This window comes from Salmonella sp. 2020_1459, assembly GCF_043847915.1.
Taxonomy (GTDB): domain Bacteria; phylum Pseudomonadota; class Gammaproteobacteria; order Enterobacterales; family Enterobacteriaceae; genus Salmonella; species Salmonella enterica.
The window spans coordinates 71903-92882 of record NZ_JBCMFA010000006.1; the positions used below are offsets into that span (position 1 = coordinate 71903).

At 53.2% G+C, this 20980-nt stretch carries 20 protein-coding genes; 6 read left to right on the forward strand and 14 right to left on the reverse strand.

Annotated features, from left to right (window positions below; all coding sequences use genetic code 11):
- Positions 1–145 precede the first annotated feature (145 nt).
- From lipB to ACH0VJ_RS15945, 9 genes are all read right to left on the reverse strand, one after another.
- Positions 146–787: a lipoyl(octanoyl) transferase LipB gene (gene lipB / locus ACH0VJ_RS15905; RefSeq protein ID WP_000284009.1), complete on the reverse strand. Its 642-nt coding sequence runs from the start codon at positions 785–787 to the stop codon at positions 146–148.
- Positions 788–886: 99 nt separating this feature from the next.
- Entirely contained in the window at positions 887–1150 is a 264-nt protein-coding gene (gene ybeD, locus ACH0VJ_RS15910; RefSeq protein WP_000850547.1) for a DUF493 family protein YbeD, read from the reverse strand.
- 107 nt (positions 1151–1257) lie between these two features.
- Positions 1258–2469: a D-alanyl-D-alanine carboxypeptidase DacA gene (dacA, locus tag ACH0VJ_RS15915; RefSeq protein ID WP_000858711.1), complete on the reverse strand. Its 1212-nt coding sequence runs from the start codon at positions 2467–2469 to the stop codon at positions 1258–1260.
- Between the two features lie 139 nt (positions 2470–2608).
- Positions 2609–3742 carry an endolytic peptidoglycan transglycosylase RlpA gene (gene rlpA / locus ACH0VJ_RS15920; RefSeq protein WP_001231305.1) on the reverse strand — a complete coding sequence of 378 codons (1134 nt, stop codon included), beginning with the start codon at positions 3740–3742 and terminating at the stop codon, positions 2609–2611.
- A gap of 10 nt (positions 3743–3752) precedes the next feature.
- Complete coding sequence (mrdB, locus tag ACH0VJ_RS15925; RefSeq protein ID WP_000131713.1) at positions 3753–4865, reverse strand: peptidoglycan glycosyltransferase MrdB; 1113 nt, start codon at positions 4863–4865, stop codon at positions 3753–3755.
- 2 nt (positions 4866–4867) lie between these two features.
- A complete protein-coding gene (gene mrdA / locus ACH0VJ_RS15930) occupies positions 4868–6769 on the reverse strand; it encodes a peptidoglycan DD-transpeptidase MrdA (RefSeq protein WP_000828700.1) in 1902 nt (633 codons plus the stop codon).
- A gap of 30 nt (positions 6770–6799) precedes the next feature.
- Positions 6800–7267 carry a 23S rRNA (pseudouridine(1915)-N(3))-methyltransferase RlmH gene (gene rlmH / locus ACH0VJ_RS15935; protein WP_000776107.1) on the reverse strand — a complete coding sequence of 156 codons (468 nt, stop codon included), beginning with the start codon at positions 7265–7267 and terminating at the stop codon, positions 6800–6802.
- A gap of 3 nt (positions 7268–7270) precedes the next feature.
- Entirely contained in the window at positions 7271–7588 is a 318-nt protein-coding gene (rsfS, locus tag ACH0VJ_RS15940) for a ribosome silencing factor (RefSeq protein ID WP_001161670.1), read from the reverse strand.
- Between the two features lie 328 nt (positions 7589–7916).
- A complete protein-coding gene (locus ACH0VJ_RS15945) occupies positions 7917–8525 on the reverse strand; it encodes an adenosylcobalamin/alpha-ribazole phosphatase (RefSeq protein WP_001241917.1) in 609 nt (202 codons plus the stop codon).
- Between the two features lie 96 nt (positions 8526–8621).
- Between ACH0VJ_RS15945 and cobD the strand changes: the two genes are divergently transcribed.
- Positions 8622–9716, forward strand: a complete 1095-nt coding sequence (cobD, locus tag ACH0VJ_RS15950) for a threonine-phosphate decarboxylase CobD (RefSeq protein ID WP_001173254.1) — start codon at positions 8622–8624, stop codon at positions 9714–9716.
- On the opposite strand, the gene nadD is transcribed toward cobD, so the two are convergent.
- From nadD to leuS, 4 genes are read right to left on the reverse strand one after another with little or no spacing between them, the layout of a single operon-like run.
- Positions 9691–10332: a nicotinate-nucleotide adenylyltransferase gene (gene nadD / locus ACH0VJ_RS15955; RefSeq protein ID WP_001537351.1), complete on the reverse strand. Its 642-nt coding sequence runs from the start codon at positions 10330–10332 to the stop codon at positions 9691–9693. The two genes, cobD and nadD, sit on opposite strands and share 26 nt — an antisense overlap.
- Before the next feature lies 1 nt (position 10333).
- Entirely contained in the window at positions 10334–11365 is a 1032-nt protein-coding gene (gene holA / locus ACH0VJ_RS15960; RefSeq protein WP_000620491.1) for a DNA polymerase III subunit delta, read from the reverse strand.
- Positions 11365–11955 carry an LPS assembly lipoprotein LptE gene (lptE, locus tag ACH0VJ_RS15965; RefSeq protein WP_001269950.1) on the reverse strand — a complete coding sequence of 197 codons (591 nt, stop codon included), beginning with the start codon at positions 11953–11955 and terminating at the stop codon, positions 11365–11367. Before lptE ends, holA begins: the two co-directional genes overlap by 1 nt.
- Before the next feature lie 14 nt (positions 11956–11969).
- A complete protein-coding gene (leuS, locus tag ACH0VJ_RS15970; RefSeq protein ID WP_086048306.1) occupies positions 11970–14552 on the reverse strand; it encodes a leucine--tRNA ligase in 2583 nt (860 codons plus the stop codon).
- A gap of 236 nt (positions 14553–14788) precedes the next feature.
- On the opposite strand from leuS, the gene ACH0VJ_RS15975 reads away from it, so the two are divergent.
- The 5 genes from ACH0VJ_RS15975 (at position 14789) to ACH0VJ_RS15995 (ending at position 19884) form a co-directional block, all read left to right on the forward strand.
- Positions 14789–15130, forward strand: coding sequence for a UxaA family hydrolase (locus ACH0VJ_RS15975; RefSeq protein WP_001574029.1), 342 nt, complete (start codon positions 14789–14791; stop codon positions 15128–15130).
- A 16-nt stretch (positions 15131–15146) separates the two neighbouring features.
- Positions 15147–16319: a UxaA family hydrolase gene (locus ACH0VJ_RS15980; protein WP_001675440.1), complete on the forward strand. Its 1173-nt coding sequence runs from the start codon at positions 15147–15149 to the stop codon at positions 16317–16319.
- Between the two features lie 49 nt (positions 16320–16368).
- Positions 16369–17322, forward strand: a complete 954-nt coding sequence (locus ACH0VJ_RS15985) for a 2-keto-3-deoxygluconate permease (RefSeq protein ID WP_000694477.1) — start codon at positions 16369–16371, stop codon at positions 17320–17322.
- A gap of 67 nt (positions 17323–17389) precedes the next feature.
- A complete protein-coding gene (locus ACH0VJ_RS15990; protein ID WP_001044172.1) occupies positions 17390–19318 on the forward strand; it encodes a sigma-54-dependent Fis family transcriptional regulator in 1929 nt (642 codons plus the stop codon).
- Between the two features lie 92 nt (positions 19319–19410).
- On the forward strand, positions 19411–19884 hold the full coding sequence (locus ACH0VJ_RS15995; RefSeq protein ID WP_001044885.1) for a zinc ribbon-containing protein: 474 nt from the start codon (positions 19411–19413) through the stop codon (positions 19882–19884).
- Positions 19885–19922: 38 nt separating this feature from the next.
- Here the strand turns inward: ACH0VJ_RS15995 and ACH0VJ_RS16000 are convergent, their stop codons facing one another.
- Entirely contained in the window at positions 19923–20918 is a 996-nt protein-coding gene (locus ACH0VJ_RS16000) for a tetratricopeptide repeat protein (protein WP_001016638.1), read from the reverse strand.
- Positions 20919–20980: the final 62 nt, after the last annotated feature.

Sequence of the window (20980 nt, forward strand, 5' to 3'; positions counted from 1 at the left end):
TCATCATGAGGACTGAAGAGGCCATGCCGCCTGGCGGCTACAGCAGGGATATAACGAAAATATAGAAAGCGGGGGGAGAAGTAAAGCATTCAAATCATATATGATTAATGACCCATAAATTTCTTGGGCCATTATATTTTACGCATTAAGCAGCAATATATTCATACGGTGGATTATTTAGCAGAGCTAAAATATTCGCCAGCAAGCGGGGCGCAATATTATCCGTGGTAGCGTCTTCCTTCCACTGCGTTATTTTAGCCATTTCCATGCCGGCATAACCACACGGGTTGATACGCAGGAAAGGAGAAAGATCCATGTTAACGTTTAGCGCTAAACCGTGGAATGAGCAGCCGCGACGGATACGTAAACCCAGCGAGCAGATTTTCTTTTCACCCACGTAGACGCCCGGCGCATCGGCGCGCGGATGCGCCTCAATACCAATTTCAGCCAGCGTATTCACCACGGTCTGTTCAAGTAGGGTGACTAAATCACGCACGCCCAGTTTACGTCGTTTCAGGTTAAGTAAAACGTACATTACCTGTTGGCCCGGACCATGATAGGTCACCTGTCCTCCACGATCGCTCTGCACAACGGGAATATCGCCAGGCATCAATATATGTTCCGCTTTACCGGCCTGGCCCTGGGTAAACACCGGGTAATGCTCAACCAACCAGATTTCATCATGGCTGTTTTCATCGCGCATATCGGTAAAGTTATGCATGGCCTGAGAGATAGCTTCATAGGGCTGAAGGCCGAGCTGGCGGACAAGGATTTTATCCTGATACAAAACGGCATCTCCGTAGAGAATGAAAAAAGAGAGGAAAGTATATCACAGCGGGGGAGGCGGGGAGTTACCCGGATAAGACCGGGTAACCGTCTGGATGTATTACAATACCATTCGCACGATATCAATATTGCCCAGTTCTTCGTACAACGTTTCAACCTGTTCAATATGGGTGGCATTAATGGTGATAGAGACCGAGTGGTAGTTGCCTTTGCTGCTCGGTTTTACCGTCGGAGAGTAATCACCAGGCGCATGGCGCTGTACCACTTCAACCACCTGATCAACCAGCTCAGGTAACGCCTGCCCCATTACTTTGTAAGTAAATGGCGTAGGGAATTCAAGCAGTTCGTTAAGTTTGGTTTTCATGTCAGCTCCGGCATTACGTAAAAAAATAACAACTCCCGCCACAGGGCGGGAGTTTTACTGATGCATAGTATATGGGGACGAAAATCACACTTTCAAGCGTTCGATTTTTATCCAAACCAGTGATGGAACATTAATTTAATGTAATCAATGATTTTACCGAAGAAGTTCCCTTCCGGGATCTCTTGCAGTACGACCAGCGGACGCTGCTCGATGGTTTTACCGTCCAACTGGAAGTTGATGGTGCCGACCACCTGGTTTTTCTGCAGCGGCGCGTGCAGTTCTGCGGTATTCAGTACATAGCTCGCTTTCAAATCTTTCATGCGACCGCGAGGGATCGTCAGGTAAACGTCTTTATCGACGCCCAGCGAGGCGCGATCGGTATTACCAAACCAGGCGGGTTCAGAGGCGAACTCTTTACCAGCCTTCAGCGGATTAACGGTTTCAAAGAAACGGAAGCCCCACGTCAGCAGTTTTTTGCTTTCTGTTTCACGGCCTTTATAGGTCCGTCCGCCCATCACGGCGGAAATCAATCGCATCTGGCCTTCGGTTGCGGAAGCGACCAGATTATAGCCCGCTTTGCTGGTATGGCCGGTTTTGATGCCGTCCACATTCAGGCTGTTATCCCACAGCAGACCGTTACGGTTTAACTGGCGAATGCCGTTAAAGGTGAACTCTTTTTCTTTATAAACTGCATATTCGTTAGGCACATCGCGAATTAACGCCTGACCAATCAGCGCCATATCGCGAGCTGAACTGTATTGTCCGTCGGCGTCCAGGCCGTGTACGGTCTGGAAGTGGGTATTTTTCAGCCCCAACGCGTTCACATAGCTGTTCATCAGCCCGACGAAAGCATCCTGGCTACCGGCGGCGAAATCAGCCATCGCCACACAGGCGTCATTGCCGGATTGCAGATTGATGCCGCGTATCAACTGAGAGACCGGTACCTGCATTCCCGGCTTGAGGAACATCAGCGAGGAACCTTTAAATACCGGATTGCCGGTGGCCCAGGCGTCATTACCGACGGTAACCAGGTCGGTTTCTTTAAATTTACCCGCTTTCATTGCCTGTCCGATGACGTAACTGGTCATCATCTTTGTCAGACTGGCCGGGTCGCGACGTTCGTCGGCGTTTTGTTCCGCCAGAACTTTGCCGGAGTTGTAGTCGATCAGGATGTAGGATTCCGCATCGATCTGCGGAACGCCCGGGATCATAGTTTTGATATTCAGGTCATCGGCATGTGCGGTTGAGATAAAAGCGGCACAAAGCGCCGTGGTGAGCGCCATGCGCTGCATAAAACGAGCGGAAAAAGTGGTCTTCATGGTCTGAACTACGACGTCCGTGATGAAATTAAAAAAAGAGCCCTACTATAGCAAAAGCATAACTGGCAGGCATCTGACTTTCCGCGTGACTTTGTTAATGTCATTTACAGAAATTGACAGTACAGATACCTGCGATCGGTTACTGCGCGCTGGCGATAAAGGACTGTAATTGTGCTTCTGTTTGCAAACGTTGCTGTAACGCGCTGGCTTCGGCTTTACTGGCAAAAGGCCCCAGTTGAATACGCCAGACCGCGCCGTTTTGTATTACGCGTCCTGGTACGCTGAACTGCTGGCTTAAACGCTGTTGGTACTGCTGCGCACGCGTTTGATCGCTGACGGCGCCGACCTGGACGACGAAACGAGCGCTCGCCGCGGCGGCAGGCGCGCTCACCGGGGCAGATACCGGGGCCGCGGCAGCAGGCGCGCTTACCGGCGTCGCAGTCGCTGGAGCCGTCACCGGCGCGGAAACCGGCGCTGTCTGTGGTGTCGGCGTCGGTTCATTACTCTCCAGCACGCCAGGCGCCAGCGTAGTCGGCGCGCCGAGGAAGCCGCTACTGCTCACCGGCGCACCGGTGGTATCGTCACTTTTCAACGTGGAATTACTGACCGGAAGAACGTCGCCTTGCGGTTGCGCAGGCGCTGAAGAGGCGCTTCCCATTCCGCCGCTTAAATCAGGGCGCGGGGGCAGAGCGTAGGTCTGTTTCGCCACCGTCGTACAGGCCATCCCCGGGCCGGAGAGCGAACCATCCGGCGCCACGATAATGGGGTCAATCCGTACTTTAGTATTATTCGAGGTATTCAGACGATCCGCCGCTGCGCGGGACAGGGAGATGACCCGATCGGTGCCATAGGGGCCGCGATCGTTAATACGCACGACGATCATGCGACCGTTGGCCAGATTGGTGATTCGCGCATAGCTGGGGATAGGCAGTGTCGGATGGGCGGCGGTAAGCTGCATCGGATCGAACATCTCCCCGGAGGCGGTTAAATTACTGCCGGGTTCCGCATCATAAATAGCGGCCAGGCCAGCCTGGCTAAAGCGGGACGGGTCCTGAACGATTTTATAACTTTTACCGTCACGCTGATAATCCTGGTTTGCGGTCGGATTCAGAGGTTCATAACGCGGTTCCGCTCCGCTGATTTCCACAGTCGGACCATTACATACCGCAGGTTGCGGCGCGACGGTGGTTTGCTGCTGACCGCCGTCATTAGTACATGCCGCGAGTAGTACTATCCCTGCCGCGACGCAGATTACAGGCAACTGCTTACGCATTGCGCACCCCTTATACGCTTTTCGACAACATTTTTCTGTGGGTGTGGATCGACATCACAATCCCGAACCCGGCCATCAGCACAATCAGTGCGGAGCCCCCGTAGCTGACCAGGGGTAAAGGTACTCCAACCACAGGCAGAATACCGCTCACCATACCAATATTTACGAAGACATAAACGAATAATATTAACATTAATCCGCCAGCCATCACGCGACCAAATGTAGTTTGCGCTCTGGCGGCAATCCACAGACCGCGCATTATTAGCAAAATATAGAGCGCGAGCAGAATCAGGATGCCCACCAGACCGAGCTCTTCCGCCAGTACCGCGAAAATAAAGTCGGTATGGCGTTCGGGTAAAAACTCCAGCTGCGACTGGGTGCCGTGGAGCCAGCCTTTACCGCGCAGGCCGCCTGAGCCAATGGCGATTTTAGACTGAATAATATGATAGCCCGCGCCCAGCGGATCGGTCTCCGGATCAAGGAGCATCATGACGCGCTGGCGTTGGTAATCGTGCATCAGGAAAAACCACAAAATAGGAATAAATGCAGCGATCAATACAATGGCGACCCCAATTAAGCGCCAGCTCAGGCCAGACAAAAATAGGACAAAGAGACCGGAAAGGGCGACCAGAATAGACGTCCCCAGGTCCGGCTGGGCGGCGACCAGCAGGGTAGGCATAAAGATTAATACCAGGGCGATGGCGGTATTTTTCAGCGAGGGCGGGCAGACGTCGCGGTTAATAAAGCGGGCGACCATCAGCGGCACGGCGATTTTGGCTATTTCCGAAGGCTGAAAGCGAACGATTCCCAGATCGAGCCAGCGCTGCGCGCCTTTGGATATTGCGCCGAAGGCATCAACGGCGACCAGCAAAATGATACAAATGATATAAAGATAGGGCGCCCAGCCTTCATACACGCGCGGCGGGATCTGCGCCATCACCACCATGACCACCAGCCCCATCGCAATCTGACCGATTTTACGCTCCATCATGCCGATGTCCTGGCCGCTGGCGCTCCAGATGACCAATGCGCTGTAAACCAGTAACGCCAGCAGAATAAGTAGCATCGTGGGATCGATATGAATTTTATCCCAGAAGGTTTTTTTGTTCGGATTATCCGTCATGATTATTGGTCCTCCGCCGCTGCAACCACCGGGTTTTCCGCAGGCAAATGGGTGTTGTTGTCGCCCAGCATGATGTGATCAAGGATTTGGCGCATGATCGTGCCTACTGCCGGGCCTGCGCCGCCGTTTTCAAGGATGATCGCGACGGCGACCTGAGGATTGTTATACGGCGCAAAGGCGGTCATCAATTTATGGTCGCGCAGGCGCTCGGCGATTTTATGCGCATTGTACGTTTCGTTGGCCTTCAGGCCAAAGACCTGCGCGGTGCCCGACTTCGCCGCGATTTTATAGGGCGCGCTGGCAAAATATTTATGCGCCGTGCCGTTAGGGCGGTTGGCGACGCCATACATGCCATCTTTCGCAATTTCCCAGTAGCCGGAGTGAATATCGCCCACCGGCGGCTCATGCGGCTGTACCCACGGCACCTGTTTACCGTTTTCCGCGGTGCTCATTAACAGGTGCGGGACTTTAACTACACCGTCGTTAATAAGGATCATCAGCGCCTTACTCATCTGAATCGGCGTTGCCGTCCAGTAGCCCTGGCCGATGCCCACCGGAATCGTATCGCCCTGATACCACGGTTTTTTAAAGCGTTTCTGTTTCCACTCGCGGGTCGGCATATTACCAGAGCGCTCTTCTGCGAGATCAATTCCGGTATAGTGACCATAGCCGAACTTACCCATCCATTCTGACAGGCGATCGATCCCCATGTCATAGGCCACCTGATAGAAGAAGGTATCCGCCGACTCTTCAAGGGATTTGGTGATATTCAGATGCCCGTGGCCCCATTTTTTCCAGTCGCGATAACGTTTCTCAGACCCCGGCAACTGCCACCAGCCAGGGTCGAAAAGACTGGTGTTACGGGTGATGACGCCAGCGCTTAACGCCGATACGGCGACGTAAGGCTTAACGGTAGAAGCGGGTGGGTAGACACCCTGAGTCGCGCGGTTCACTAATGGCGTGTTCGGGTCGTTAAGCAGCCCGGAGTAATCTTTGCTGGAGATGCCGTCCACGAAAAGGTTAGGGTCGTAACTTGGCATGGAGACCAGCGACAGCACGCCGCCGGTACGCGGATCGGTGACAATCACCGCCGCGCGACTGCCTGCCAGCAGCGTTTCAATATACTGCTGGAGCTTGAGATCCAGCGTCAGGTAGATATCGTGTCCGGCCTGCGGCGGCACCTCTTTAAGCTGGCGAATAACGCGGCCGCGGTTGTTGACTTCAACCTCTTCATAACCGGTTTGCCCATGCAGAATATCTTCATAGTAGCGCTCAATGCCCAGCTTGCCGATGTCATGGGTGGCGGCGTAGTTCGCCAGTTTGTTTTCTCTGTCGAGACGCTCGACGTCTTTATCATTGATTTTCGATACGTAGCCGATAACGTGGGTCAGCGCCGATCCGTATGGATAATAGCGGCGTTTATAGCCTTTGACTTCGACGCCCGGAAAACGGTACTGGTTGACAGCAAAGCGCGCGACCTGAACTTCCGTCAGGTTTGTTTTCACCGGAATAGAAGTAAAGCGATGGGATCGGGCGCGCTCTTTTTTAAAGGCGGCGATATCGTCGTCGTTTAAATCGACCACACTGCGTAGCGCATCCAGCGTTTGCTGAACGTTATCCACCTTTTCCGGCATCATTTCAATCTGATAGATAGTGCGGTTCAGCGCAAGGGGAATGCCGTTACGGTCGTAGATTATCCCGCGGCTTGGCGCAATTGGCACCAGCTTGATACGGTTTTCGTTCGAGCGGGTCTGGTAATCGGTAAAACGGAGAATTTGCAGATTATACAAATTGGCGATCAGTACGCCGGTCAGCAGCAAAATACCCAAAAAGGCGACCAGCGCCCGACGCACAAACAGTGCGGACTCAGCCGTATAGTCACGAAAAGAATTTTGTCGTTTCATCCGCTGCTTAATCTTCTCAAGACTTCACGATCACTCACGGTGATAAGGGTGGTTGGTTGTGATGCTCCACGCCCGGTACAAACTCTCCGCGACCAGAACCCGAACCAGCGGGTGAGGGAGCGTTAACGCCGAGAGCGACCAGCTCTGTTCCGCTGCCGCTTTGCAGGCGGGAGATAATCCTTCCGGGCCGCCAATCAGCAAACTGACGTCGCGCCCGTCCTGTTTCCAGCGCTCCAGCTCATTGGCTAACTGCGGCGTATCCCACGGCTTGCCTGGAATATCCAGGGTAACAATGCGATTCTTACCGGCGGCGGCCAGCATCTGCTCGCCCTCTTTGTCGAGAATGCGTTTGATATCCGCGTTCTTGCCGCGTTTGCCCGCAGGGATTTCGATCAGCTCAAAGGGCATATCTTTCGGAAAACGGCGCAGGTATTCCGTAAATCCCGTTTGAACCCAGTCGGGCATCTTCGTGCCGACAGCGACAAGTTGCAGCTTCACGCATTAACTCCAGAGTTTTTCCAGTTCATACAGGCGGCGACTTTCTTCCTGCATGACATGCACAATCACATCGCCCAGATCGACGACAATCCAGTCAGCCGCATTTTCGCCTTCGACGCCTAACGGCAGCATACCGGCCGCGCGCGACGACTGCACCACGTGGTCGGCAATAGACATAACGTGACGGCTGGAGGTGCCGGTACAAATAATCATACAGTCGGTGATACTGGATTTACCCTGAACATCTAAGGCGATGATGTCCTGACCTTTCAGGTCATCAATTTTGTCGATAACAAAATCCTGGAGTGCTTTACCCTGCAAGTTTTCCCCCTGGGTGAATAATTGCGTTATAACGATAGAAAAAAGGCCAACAGGCTGGACCGGTAAGGCGTTGCGAGTTAACGCTAACCTTCCGGCGGGACGCCGTGTAGTATACCTGAATTAGCAGCGATACCGGGACTTATGTCGCCGGATCGGCGTTTAAAACCAGATTATCATCCCATCCCACGTCACAGAAAGCATCGCCATTTTTGTAAAACAATTTCTGCAAAGCTCTGCAAGGTGAAAAAAGCCTGGCTGCGGAGAATAACAGCCTGTCGGGGGCTGTCAATGGGCGAAACCGCTGCGGCGAGAAAAAACGGAAAATTCATCACTCAGGCCGCCAGACGGCACGACTATTTAATACTTTCAGGGTGGCGAACCCTTCGCATATGTCGATTGCGCTCCAGCATCCCTGTTCTACCCGGAAATGCCATAGCGAGGCGGCGGGCATTGCGAGCAGACGGGCAATCAACAGGCTGAGTACGCCCTGATGGCTGACGATCAGCAGGTTCTGGCAATCGCTGAACGCGTCGAGTCGCGAGATAAAGCGCTCTACGCGCCGGGTAAAAGCCTGAAAACCCTCGCCATTGGTCGGAACCGCATTCTGCCAGTCCGTACACCAGGCGGCATAGCTTTCGGCATCTTCATGGGTGAGGTCGCGGTGATGGCGCATTTCCCAGTCGCCGAAGTACATCTCATTAAGCTCAGGTAAGATGTGTTGCAGCGTATCCCGGCCCTCCAGTACGAGCCGGGCGGTATGGCGCGCGCGCTCCAGCTCGCTGCATAACACCCGGTCAAATGGCGCGTGGCGCAATAAAGTATGTAGCGTTTTCGCCTGGCCAATCCCTTTTTCCGTTAACGGCGTGGGAGCATGTCCGCTATACAACCCGGCGACATTGGCCTCGGTTTCGCCATGACGCACCAGCCACAATCGCATGGTATTCCTCATGAGGTTAAATGCGCAAAACATGATAATGCCCCTGATTGCGCAACGTTTTTTTCACTAAAATAGCGTTTTTTGGCCGGAGGCATAATGGCGTTATTCAACAGCGCGCATGGCGGTAATATTCGGGAAGCCGCGACGGTGTTGGGCATCTCGCCTGACCAGTTACTGGATTTTAGCGCAAACATTAATCCGCTGGGTATGCCTGTCAGCGTGAAACGCGCGCTTATCGACAATCTGGACTGCATTGAGCGCTACCCGGACGCTGATTATTTTCATTTGCACCAGGCGCTGGCGCGTCATCATCAGGTGCCGGCATCGTGGATACTGGCGGGAAATGGCGAGACGGAGTCAATCTTTACCGTGGCGAGCGGTCTTAAACCGCGTCGTGCAATGATTGTCACGCCAGGTTTCGCGGAGTATGGCCGGGCGCTGGCGCAAAGTGGCTGTGAAATTCGTCGCTGGTCTCTACGCGAAGCGGATGGCTGGCAGCTTACCGATGCCATTCTTGAGGCGTTGACGCCCGATCTGGACTGCCTGTTTCTGTGTACGCCCAATAATCCTACCGGCCTGCTGCCGGAGCGGCCGTTATTACAGGCCATTGCCGATCGCTGCAAATCGCTGAACATTAACCTGATCCTGGATGAAGCGTTTATCGATTTTATTCCGCATGAGACGGGCTTTATTCCTGCTCTTAAAGATAATCCGCATATCTGGGTGCTGCGTTCGCTGACCAAATTTTATGCCATTCCCGGCCTGCGGTTGGGATATCTCGTCAATAGCGATGACGCGGCGATGGCGCGGATGCGTCGCCAACAAATGCCGTGGTCGGTTAACGCGCTGGCGGCGCTTGCCGGTGAGGTAGCGTTACAGGATAGCGCCTGGCAACAGGCGACCTGGCATTGGTTACGGGAGGAGGGCGCCCGGTTTTATCAGGCGCTTTGTCAGCTCCCCCTGCTGACGGTTTATCCCGGGCGGGCAAACTATCTGTTGTTACGCTGTGAGCGAGAGGATATTGACCTACAGCGACGGTTGCTGACGCAGCGGATTTTAATCCGTAGCTGCGCTAACTACCCGGGGCTGGACAGCCGCTATTATCGTGTGGCGATACGCAGCGCTGCGGAAAATGAGCGTCTGCTGTCGGCGCTGCGCAATGTGCTTACCGGTATAGCCCCTGCTGATTGATGTAGTTCAGCACGTTTTCCGGCAACAGATCGTCGCAGGACTCGCCTTTTTCCAGCCGTTCGCGGATGAGGGTTGCGGAGATATTAAGCCAGGGCGTTTCCGCCAGGTAAATTTTACCGGCTGGCAACTGGTGCAGATCGTCCGGCGTATGGGTCAGATGCTGTTCCAGCCACTGCTGGTGTTGCGCCTGCGTCATTTCAAGGGGATAGCCCGGACGACGACAAACGATCAGGTGAGTGTTATCAAGGATGGTGTCGTAATCATGCCAGGTGGGGAAGTTAAGCAGCGAGTCCTGGCCGATAATAAACGCCAGCGGCGCTTCGGAACCCTGTTCTTCGCGCCATGCTTTCAGCGTTTGCGCAGTGTAAGAGGGCGCGTTTCGCTGTAGCTCGCGTTCATCCAGCGTAAAAAGCGGCTTATCGGCGATAGCCAGCTCCAGCATATATTTACGCTGCGCGCTGGAGGCTTCCGGCTGGGGGCGATGCGGCGGCACATTGTTAGGCATAATAATCACCCGCGATAAGCCGATCAGATTCGCCAGCGTTTCAACAGGTTTAAGATGTCCATAATGCACCGGATCAAAGGTGCCGCCGAATAAAGCCTGTAACGATTTCATATCACCCATCAATAAATACGTCTGCCAGCGCCTTATGGCAGAGCAGGAGCGACAGCCCTTCAAGATCTGCCCATACCGACTGACCATAATCCTGTTTGAGCGTAATTTCTGTACGCGTCAATAACTGCACGGCCTGGCGAAGCTGCGCAGGATGGAGACGCTGCAACGCGTCGCCGATCATGGGGCGACGGTTTTGCCAGACCCGGTGTTTATCAAACAGCGCGCGTAACGGCGTATGCGCGGACTGACGTTTGAGATTTACCAGTAGCAGCAGCTCTCGCTGGAGGGTCCGCAGCAGAATAACCGGTTCGCTGCCTTCAAGGCGTAGCTGTTGCAGAATATGCAGCGCGCGTTTGCTTTTCCCCATCAGTAACGCATCCACCCAGTGGAAAGGGGTAAAGTGGGCGGCGTCATTGACAGCCTGCTCCACGCGAGGAAGCGTTAACTTACCGTCAGGCCAAAGCAGCGACAGCCGTTCCAGCGCCTGCGCCAGCGCCAACAGATTGCCCTCATAGCAATAGCACAGCAGTTGGTTCGCGGCGTCATCCAGTTGCAAATTCTGTGCTTTCGCTCTGGCGGCCACCCAGCGGGGAAGCTGCGCCTGCTCCGGCGTCTGACAACTGACCTGAACGCTACGGTCTGCCAGCGCGGTATACCAGGCGGCGTTTTCCTGCGCTTTGGTGAGCTTGTTTCCGCGTACTATTAATAACAAGTCGTCATGCAGCAGCTCGCTCAGCGTGGCGAGTTGCTCATTCATTGCCGCGTTAGGCCCGTTTTCCGGCAGTTGCAGCACCAGCGTTTGACGGCTGGCGAACAGACTCATCGCCTGGCAAAGTGAGAAAAGCGATCCCCAGTCGGTACTGGGATCGAGAGTAAAAGCGTGGTGCTCTTCGAAGCCTTGCGACGCAGCCGCCAGACGAATAGCGTCCTGACTTTCCTGCAGCAGCAGCGGATCGTTGCCCAATAGCAGATATGCCGCACGCAGCCCTTCGTTGAGCTGCGCGCGGAGTTGTTCAGGATACAACCTGATCATTAGTTACTCAGCGTAGTGGAGACGCGTGCTGGCGTAGAGGCGGGCGCCGCCGTCTCATTGTCGGCGGTAGCCTCCTCTTTCGTCGCCTGAATATCCGCCGCGCGGACGCTGGTCAGCTTGCGAATCAGCTGTTCAGCGGCTTTGTCGTACATCTCCTGAACGATCATGGCCTGCTCGTTATCCTTCGCCAACGCCATCTGCGGGTTATCGAAGAACGAACGGTACACTTTCGTGCTGATAGGATAGATGTCATGGCCCGGAATCAATACCGAGGCATTGACGGTCATTACCATCTGATATTCCGCCGTCTGGCCATCCTGGAACACTGACGCCGTATCCTGCGAAATAGTCACCGTTCCAAGCCGCAGAGACGGAACGTCTTTGCGCGTTGTGTCTTTATCAAGCAGGTTTACGTTATTCAGCCGTAACTGATTACGTACCGCACGACTTAGCGGACCGTTCGGATCGCCGGAATCGAGGATCATCGTTTTCATTGAAGCCGGAACCTGCGTAGTGCTACGCAGATGCCAGCCGCATCCGGCGGTGACCAGCACCGCCAGAGATAACAACAGTGTTACCAGATATCGCACGCTTCCTCCCGCGCTTAGCCAACAACCAGATTGAGGAGTTTACCCGGAACGTAAATCACTTTACGCACGGTAACGCCATCAAGATATTTTGCCACCAGATGTTCCTGGCCTGCACGTTCACGCACCTGTTCTTCGGTGGCATCCACCGCAACGGTGATCTTACCGCGAACTTTACCGTTAACCTGCACGACAACCAGCGTGGTGTTTTCCACCATTGCCTGCTCGTCGGCAACCGGCCACGGCGCGTTGTCGATATCACCTTCGCCGCCCAGTTCCTGCCACAAGGTAAAGCAGACGTGCGGGGTGAACGGGTTAAGCATACGCACGACGGCCTGCAGCGCTTCCTGAAGCAGTGCGCGGTCTTGTTCGCCTTCCTGCGGGGCTTTCGCCAGTTTGTTCATCAACTCCATGATCGCCGCAATGGCGGTGTTGAACGTCTGACGGCGGCCGATATCATCGGTCACTTTGGCAATGGTTTTATGCACATCGCGACGCAGCGCTTTTTGATCTTCGCTCAGCGCATCGACGTTCAGCGCCGCGACAGGACCTTTAGCGGTGTGTTCGTAAACCAGCTTCCAGACGCGTTTAATAAAGCGGTTTGCGCCTTCTACGCCGGACTCCTGCCATTCCAGAGTCATATCCGCCGGAGAAGCGAACATCATAAACAGGCGTACCGTGTCCGCGCCATAACGTTCAACCATTACCTGCGGGTCGATACCGTTATTTTTCGACTTGGACATTTTACTCATGCCAGTGTAGACCAGCTCATGACCCGCTGCGTCTTTTGCTTTGACGATGCGGCCTTTTTCATCGCGCTCGACGATAGCGTCAACTGGCGAAACCCAGTTACGTTCGCCGTTCTCGCCGACATAATAGAACGCATCCGCCAGTACCATGCCCTGGCACAGCAACTGTTTAGCCGGCTCGTCAGAGGTGACCATGCCCGCATCGCGCATCAGCTTATGGAAGAAGCGGAAGTAGAGCAGGTGCATGATGGCATGTTCAATACCGCCGATGTAGATGTCGACTGGCAGCCAGTAGTTTGCCGCTTTCGAATCCAGCATTCCTTCCTGATACTGCGGGCAGGTGTAACGCGCGTAGTACCATGACGATTCCATAAAGGTGTCGAAGGTGTCGGTTTCACGCAGCGCCGGCATACCGTTAACGGTAGTTTTCGCCCACTCAGGATCGGCCTTGATCGGGCTGGTGATGCCGTCCATGACGACATCTTCCGGCAAAATAACCGGCAGTTGATCTTCCGGCGTCGGCAGCACGGTGCCATCTTCCAGGGTGACCATCGGGATCGGCGCGCCCCAGTAACGCTGACGGGAAACGCCCCAGTCACGCAGACGATAGTTCACTTTACGTTCGCCGACGCCTTTTTCCGCCAGTTTATCGGCAATGGCGTTAAACGCCGCTTCAAAGGCCAGACCGTCGAACTCGCCGGAGTTAAACAGCACGCCTTTTTCGGTCAGCGCCTGTTCGGAAAGATCCGGCTCGGAACCGTCAGCGGCCAGAATCACCGGCTTGATGGTCAAACCATATTTGGAGGCAAATTCGTAGTCGCGCTGATCGTGACCCGGAACGGCCATCACCGCGCCAGTGCCGTACTCCATCAGGACAAAGTTTGCCGCCCAGACCGGGATCTCTTCGCCAGTTAACGGATGAATCGCTTTATAGCCGGTGTCGACGCCTTTTTTCTCCATGGTCGCCATTTCGGCTTCGGCCACTTTGGTGTTACGGCATTCGTCGATGAACGCCGCCAGCTCGGCGTTGTTCGCCGCCGCTTTTTGCGCCAGCGGATGACCGGCGGCCACCGACAGGTAGGTGGCGCCCATAAAGGTATCCGGACGGGTGGTATAGACGGTCAGCGTGTTATCGTAACCCTTCACATCGAAGGTGATTTCCACGCCTTCAGAGCGGCCAATCCAGTTGCGCTGCATCGTTTTTACGGTATCAGGCCAGTGGTCCAGCTTATCCAGATCGCGCAACAGCTCGTCTGCGTAAGCGGTGATTTTGATAAACCACTGTGGGATCTCTTTACGCTCAACTTTGGTGTCGCAGCGCCAGCAGCAGCCGTCGATCACCTGTTCGTTGGCGAGAACGGTCTGATCGTTCGGGCACCAGTTAACGGCAGAAGTCTTCTTGTACACCAGGCCTTTTTTATACAGCTCGGTGAAGAACTTCTGTTCCCAACGGTAGTATTCCGGGGTGCAGGTCGCGATTTCACGGCTCCAGTCATAGCCAAAACCCAGCGTTTTGAGCTGGTTTTTCATGTACGCGATGTTGTCGTACGTCCACGGCGCCGGCGCGGTGTTGTTCTTCACCGCCGCGCCTTCCGCCGGCAGGCCGAAGGCGTCCCAGCCGATTGGCTGCAGCACGTTTTTGCCCAGCATACGCTGGTAGCGGGCAACCACGTCGCCGATGGTGTAGTTACGTACGTGGCCCATGTGTAGTCGGCCAGAAGGATAGGGAAGCATCGACAGGCAGTAATACTTCTCTTTGCTCTCGTCTTCGGTCACTTCAAATGTGCGCTTCTCATCCCAGTGAAGCTGTACTTTGGATTCTATCTCTTCCGGGCGGTATTGCTCTTGCATGGCAGCCAGTAGTCCTGTTTTCGATACAGCTACAAATGTAGCTTTAGAGGTGGTGTTTAGATCCGCATAGCATAGCCCAAACACGCACGTCAAAACAGGGGGTAGAACATTTGTCGCGCCAGGCGTCCGTGAGGAGGTGACGCAAAATGCGACACGACTGAGGCAAATTACCGCAGTTCCTGTCACCGCCAGATCGGCCCATAAAAATAAAGTCATATAAAACATACAATTAAAAAATGGCACGCCTTTTGATTAGGGAGGACAGGACTAAAGCAAAGGAGTTAATCGTGAAAAAAAATGCAGTGGTGATTCACCCTCAGGATTGCGTCGCGACGGCTATTACGGCGCTCAAGGCCGGCGAAACCGCCACAATGTTCATTGGCGAACGCGAGATAAGCGTTGTGTTACATCAGGATGTGCCATTTGGCCACAAATTCGCCATCTGCGATGTGCCTTTTCATGGCGAAGTTTATAAATATGGCGAATCTATTGGCCGCGCCACTCAGGAAATAAAAAGTGGCGACTATGTGCACGTCCACAATGTGGAAAGCGAACGCGGACGTGGTGACTGGAAATAATATAAAACAAGGGAAAATGATTATGAGCAATGAGACTTTTTTGGGTTTCCGCCGCCCTGACGGCCGTTTTGGCATCCGTAATTATGTACTGATTTTACCTACCAGCGTTTGTGCGAATAAAGTTGCCCGGGATATTGCCCGGCAGGTAAAAGGCGCGACATGGGTGAATAACGATTTTGGCTGCTGCCAGGTAGCAGGCGATGCGCGTCTGACGGAAAAGACATTGATTAATGTGGCGAATAATCCCAACGTCGGCGCTATTGTGGTTGTGGGCTTAGGCTGTGAAGGCGCGGAGCCGCTGCGCATCGCAGAAGAGATTACCGCATTTGGCAAACCGACCTCCTGCATCACCATTCAGGAAGAGGGCGGCACGCTTAAATGTCAGGCTCGGGGGATTTCGCTGGCCCGCGACTATGCGCAACAACTCTCCATGCAAAAACCGCAGCAAGCACCGGTTAGCGAGCTGCTGCTGGCGATGGAGTGCGGCGGGTCAGATACGACATCGGGGCTGGCGTCTAACCCTTCCTGCGGGGTCGCCTCGGATAAGCTGATACGCTGCGGCGGAAGCTCAATTCTTTCTGAAACGACGGAATTTATTGGCGCCGAGCATGTGATGGCGAAACGCGCGGTGACGCCGGAGGTTGGTCAACAGCTTATTGATTTAGTGGTCGGCTGCGAGGCGCGAGCAAAAGCGCTGGGCGAGGATATTCGCGGGGGACAGCCGACGCCGGGCAATATTAAAGGCGGGTTGACTACCATTGAAGAAAAATCGTTAGGCTGTATGCATAAAGCAGGTCATGCGCCGTTACAGGGCGTCCTGGAATATGCCGATAGTCCAACGCATCCGGGCCTGTGGATTATGGATACCCCGGGGCAGGATATTGAATCTATTTCCGGCATGGTGGCGGGTGGAGCGCAGATCGTTATTTTTACTACCGGGCGCGGAACGCCTGCCGGTAACCCAATAGCGCCGGTAATAAAAATTACGGGTAATAAAGCAACGTGGGAAATGATGCAGGACAATATTGATATTGATGTGTCCGCCATTATGTCTGGCGAGGCTTCTATTACACAAATGGGCGAGGAAATTTATCAGGAAATTTTACGTGTCGCGAATGGGAAAACGACTAAATCAGAAGATTTAGGTCATAACGAATTCTCTATTTATAAGATCGCGCCGACGTTCTGATATCAAATCGGGCAGCACAAGCTGTCCGGTTATCTCCTGGGAATAAGCTATGAAAATTAAAAAAACACTGGAACGTTTTCCTGGTGGTATGATGGTTGTACCGCTAATCATCGGCGCATTGTTTAAAACCTTTGCCCCGGAGGCGCTGGAAATAGGCGGTTTTGTCACTTCTATTTCGCATGGCGCAATGGCGATTTTAGGCATGTTTTTAGTCTGTATGGGCGCGGATATCCAGTTTAAAGCCGCGCCGAAAGCGCTGAAAAAAGGCGCTGCGATCACCTTTGCGAAATTTGCCAGCGGCGTGATTATTGGCATTCTGGTCGGAAAATTTTGCGGCCCGGATGGGTTATTAGGTCTGTCGGCTTTAGCGATTATTTCGGCGATGACCAACTCGAACAGTGGGTTATATGCCGCGTTGGTGGGGGAGTACGGCGATGAAACCGACGGCGGCGCGATTGCGGTAATATCGTTGAACGATGGTCCCTTTTTCACCATGCTGGCGTTAGGGTCGGCAGGCATGGTGTCGATACCCTTTATGAATCTGGTGGCGGTTATTATTCCCATTATCATTGGCATGATTTTGGGTAATCTGGATGAGGACATGCGCAAGTTTCTTAAACAGGGCAGCGTGGTAACGATTCCCTTTTTTGCCTTTGGGTTAGGATACGGTATTGATTTCGCACGACTTATCACGGCAGGCTCTTCAGGCATTTTACTGGGACTCATGACGGTGGCGATTGGCGGATTTTTTAATATTTTCGCCGATCGTCTGACGGGAGGCAGCGGCGTGGCAGGCGCGGCGGTATCCACCACCTCTGGCAACGCCGTCGCGACGCCAGCGGCAATCGCGCTGCTCGATCCGCATTTTACTGACCTGGCGTCGACGGCGGCGGCGCAGGTGGCGGCCTCGACGATTATTACCGCTCTGTGCGCCCCCTTCCTGACCGTATGGATAAAAAAACGCTACGATCGTAAACTGAACCCAGCCGCCGCAGGCGGTTAGCGTTTCGGCGGAAAATAAATCACGACGGGCGGTCTCGCCCGTTCATAAACCAACAGGATGGTGAGTGATGAATAAGACGAAAGATATAGCCGCATCTCCTCTCTGTTTTGTCTCTCCTTATCCGCAACTGGCAAAGGCTGCCGAGGCGCTGGTCGCGCAGTTGGATTACGCCGTCACTATTCATCAAACGACGCTTAATCGTATCCTGGATGAGCTACCTTTATTAGAGTCCCGTGGGCACCAGGTACTGATTAGTCGTGGCGGCTGTGCGGAAATATTAAAAAAGCACAGTAAATTACCGGTAGTCGAAATTAAAATGTCCGGCTACGACATTCTTGATGCGCTTATCCCTTTTAAAGGACAAAAAGGCACTGTCGGTATTGTCGGCTTTTCCAGTGTGATCAAAGGATGCGCGCGCGTAGCGGAACAGTTAAATATTAACTATAAAATTTTTACCTTACAGGGAAATGATAAAGAAACGATTTCTTGCCTGAAGCAACAATTAGCGTCCACGCCATTAGATTGCATTGTTGGCGATACCGTTTGTCAGGATTATTTTTCACCGCTGGGCTCGCAATTCCGTTTACTTGATTCCAGCCCCGCCTCAATAACCGAAGCTCTGGAAGAAGCCAGCTCATTATATCTGGCTTTTCGCAGCCAATTACTCGAGCGTCATCATCTGCAGCTGATTCTCGATCAGTTTGATAAAGCTGTTATCACGCTTGATGATACCGGCGCGTTACTGCATTATAATAAATATGCGAGCCAACTTTTTAAAATTAACGCCTCCGGTGAAATTTATGACGCGTCTTTTCTGAAACAGGTATTGCTCCAGGAGCGGCATACATTACGTGAGGGAAAAACCGTCAGCGCGAAAGTCGTCGATACGCCGCAAGGCGCGATGGTGGTTAATCTGTATCCGGTATTTGCGGCCAGACAGTTAAGCCGGGTAGTGTTGACGATGCAAACCGTCTCCAGTTTACAGGGGGCGGAACATCATGTTCGCCGCCAGGAACTGTCTCGCCGCGGCTTGAGCGCCCGCTATCATTTCGACGATCTGCTTACCGAAAACCCGGAAATGCTGCGTCGTCTGGCGATCATTAAAAATTATGCCGGTACGGACGCGACTATCTTAATTAATGGCGAAAGCGGGACGGGAAAAGAGGTGCTGGCGCAAAGTATTCATAATGCCAGCCAACGCGTCAACGGCCCGTTTGTCGCCATTAACTGCGGCGCGATGGCCCCTCAGATTCTGGAGAGCGAACTCTTTGGCTATGTCGCCGGCGCATTTACCGGCGCGTCGCCGAAAGGCAAAATAGGCCTGTTTGAATTAGCGCACCACGGTACCATTTTTCTGGATGAGATTAGCGAGCTGGATAAACCGCTACAGACGCGCTTATTACGGGTATTGCAGGAGCGGCAGATTATGCGGCTGGGCTCAGACCAGATGATACCTGTTGATATTCGCGTGATTGCGGCGACCAATCAGACGTTAACGAAGCTCATTGCGGACGGGACATTTCGCGAAGATCTTTATTATCGGCTTAACGTATTAAAAGTAACCACTATCCCGCTACGCAAACGTCCGGAGGATATCAAAGCCATCGGCCTGTCGCTGCTTACTAGTTTCAGCCAGCATTATAAACGCCCGGCACTAACGTTAACCCCGGCGCTGTGGCAAGAGCTTCAGCGCTTCGCCTGGCCCGGAAACGTCAGGCAGTTAAGCAATATTATCGAACGGCTGGTACTCTCTATTGATCACTCCCCGGCAACGCTGGATGAGGGTCGCCTCTTGCTGGACGATCTGGAAGAGGGGAGCCGACGCGAGCCAACTACCTGCCACGACTGCCAGATGCTGGCTGGCGATTATAAAACGATTCGCCTGCGTATTTTGAGAAAATTATTAGAGGCGGAAAGGGATAATAAATCGTTAGTGGCGAAACGGTTAAATGTCGATCGTACCTCGCTGACGCGCTGGATACGCGAGTCGGCCTGACAAGAATTTACAGACTCTGTGGGCAGCCTTGCAAAGCGTAACGCAAATAACGTCTATTATTATAGGCAGTTAACGATCCAAGAGGTGAAGTGATGAACAAGGTTGCTCAATATTACCGTGAACTGGTGGCCTCATTAAGCGAGCGTTTACGCAATGGCGAGCGCGACATTGATGCGCTGGTGGAGCAGGCGCGCCAGCGCGTGATGCAAACAGGGGAGTTAACGCGAACCGAGGTGGACGAACTGACGCGCGCTGTCAGACGCGATCTGGAAGAGTTCGCCATGAGCTACGAAGAGAGCCAGGAAGATAGCGTCTTCTTGCGGGTGATTAAAGAGAGTCTCTGGCAGGAACTGGCGGACATTACCGACAAAACCCAGCTGGAATGGCGTGAAGTCTTCCAGGATTTGAATCACCACGGCGTGTATCACAGTGGCGAAGTGGTGGGATTGGGGAATCTGGTGTGCGAGAAGTGCCACTATCATCTGGCGGTGTACACGCCGGATGTGTTGCCGCTCTGCCCGAAGTGTGGCCACGATCAGTTTCAGCGCAGGCCGTTTGAGCCGTAAGGTTTATTATCGTGAGCGGACGGGGACCGTCCGCCATGTTAAGCATTCAACTGTGCCTCTAGTTGGCGAATCTCTTCGTCGACGTCCCATTTGCCCGTGGGCTGTGCTTTTTTGAACCAGTAGAGCGCTTGTTGTAGGTCTTGTGCGGTACCGTATCCATCTCTGTACATGCATCCGAGGTTGTACCAGCCCGATGGATTGTTACATTCTGCTGATTTGTGGAACCATTCCAGTGCTAGCGAATAATTTTGCTCGACGCCATGACCGCATTTGTACATCCAGCCGATACTGTTATAGGCATCATCGTCACCCTGGTCTGCCGCTTTTCGAAACCAGTATATTGCCTGCTGGTAATCTTGTTTGATACCTTTTCCGATGTAATAACAATAGCCCATCTGATATTGCGAGTAGCTGCTCTCTTGTAGCGCGCTCTTCTTGTACCAAAGGGCGGCAAGGGATAAATTTTTTCGACATCCTTTCCCATTGCCATACATATACGCCAGTCTTTCCTGGCTGGCGCAATGGCCTTGTAATGCTGCCTGTTTAAACCAGTAGAGTGCCTGTGTATCATTTTGCTCTACGCCAGTTCCTGAATGATACATTCTCCCGAGATTATATTGCGCAAGGTTGTGGCTCTGTTCTGCTCCTTTGCGATACCAGGCAACGGCCTGGGCATAATCTGGCGCCATCCCGGTTTCTCCTTCCTGAACCCAGCCTAATGTGTTGAAAGCGTGGCGGTGTCCTTGCTGTGCGGCTTTTTCTGACCAGAATAAAGCCAGCGTATTATCTTTCATGTCGGTAGGCGTGTCTTTGTATCGTAAGCCGAGCCAATATTGCGCCTCGCAATGCCCTTGCTCGGCCGCCTGCTGTAGCCAATAAAAAGAGAGCTTATCCTCTTCGCTGCCATCTATACGTTCGTCATTATATAAACGGCCTAATATATATTGAGCTTCACTATTTCCTGACTGCGCCAGTTCGGTTAATTGTGCTAAAGATACGTTGTCGCAGGAATGACTGGTTATGGAATGATTCATTTTTTAATTTATCCCGCCATTGTTTTTTAGATTAATAATATATTGCGATTTGGCTTTGTTGT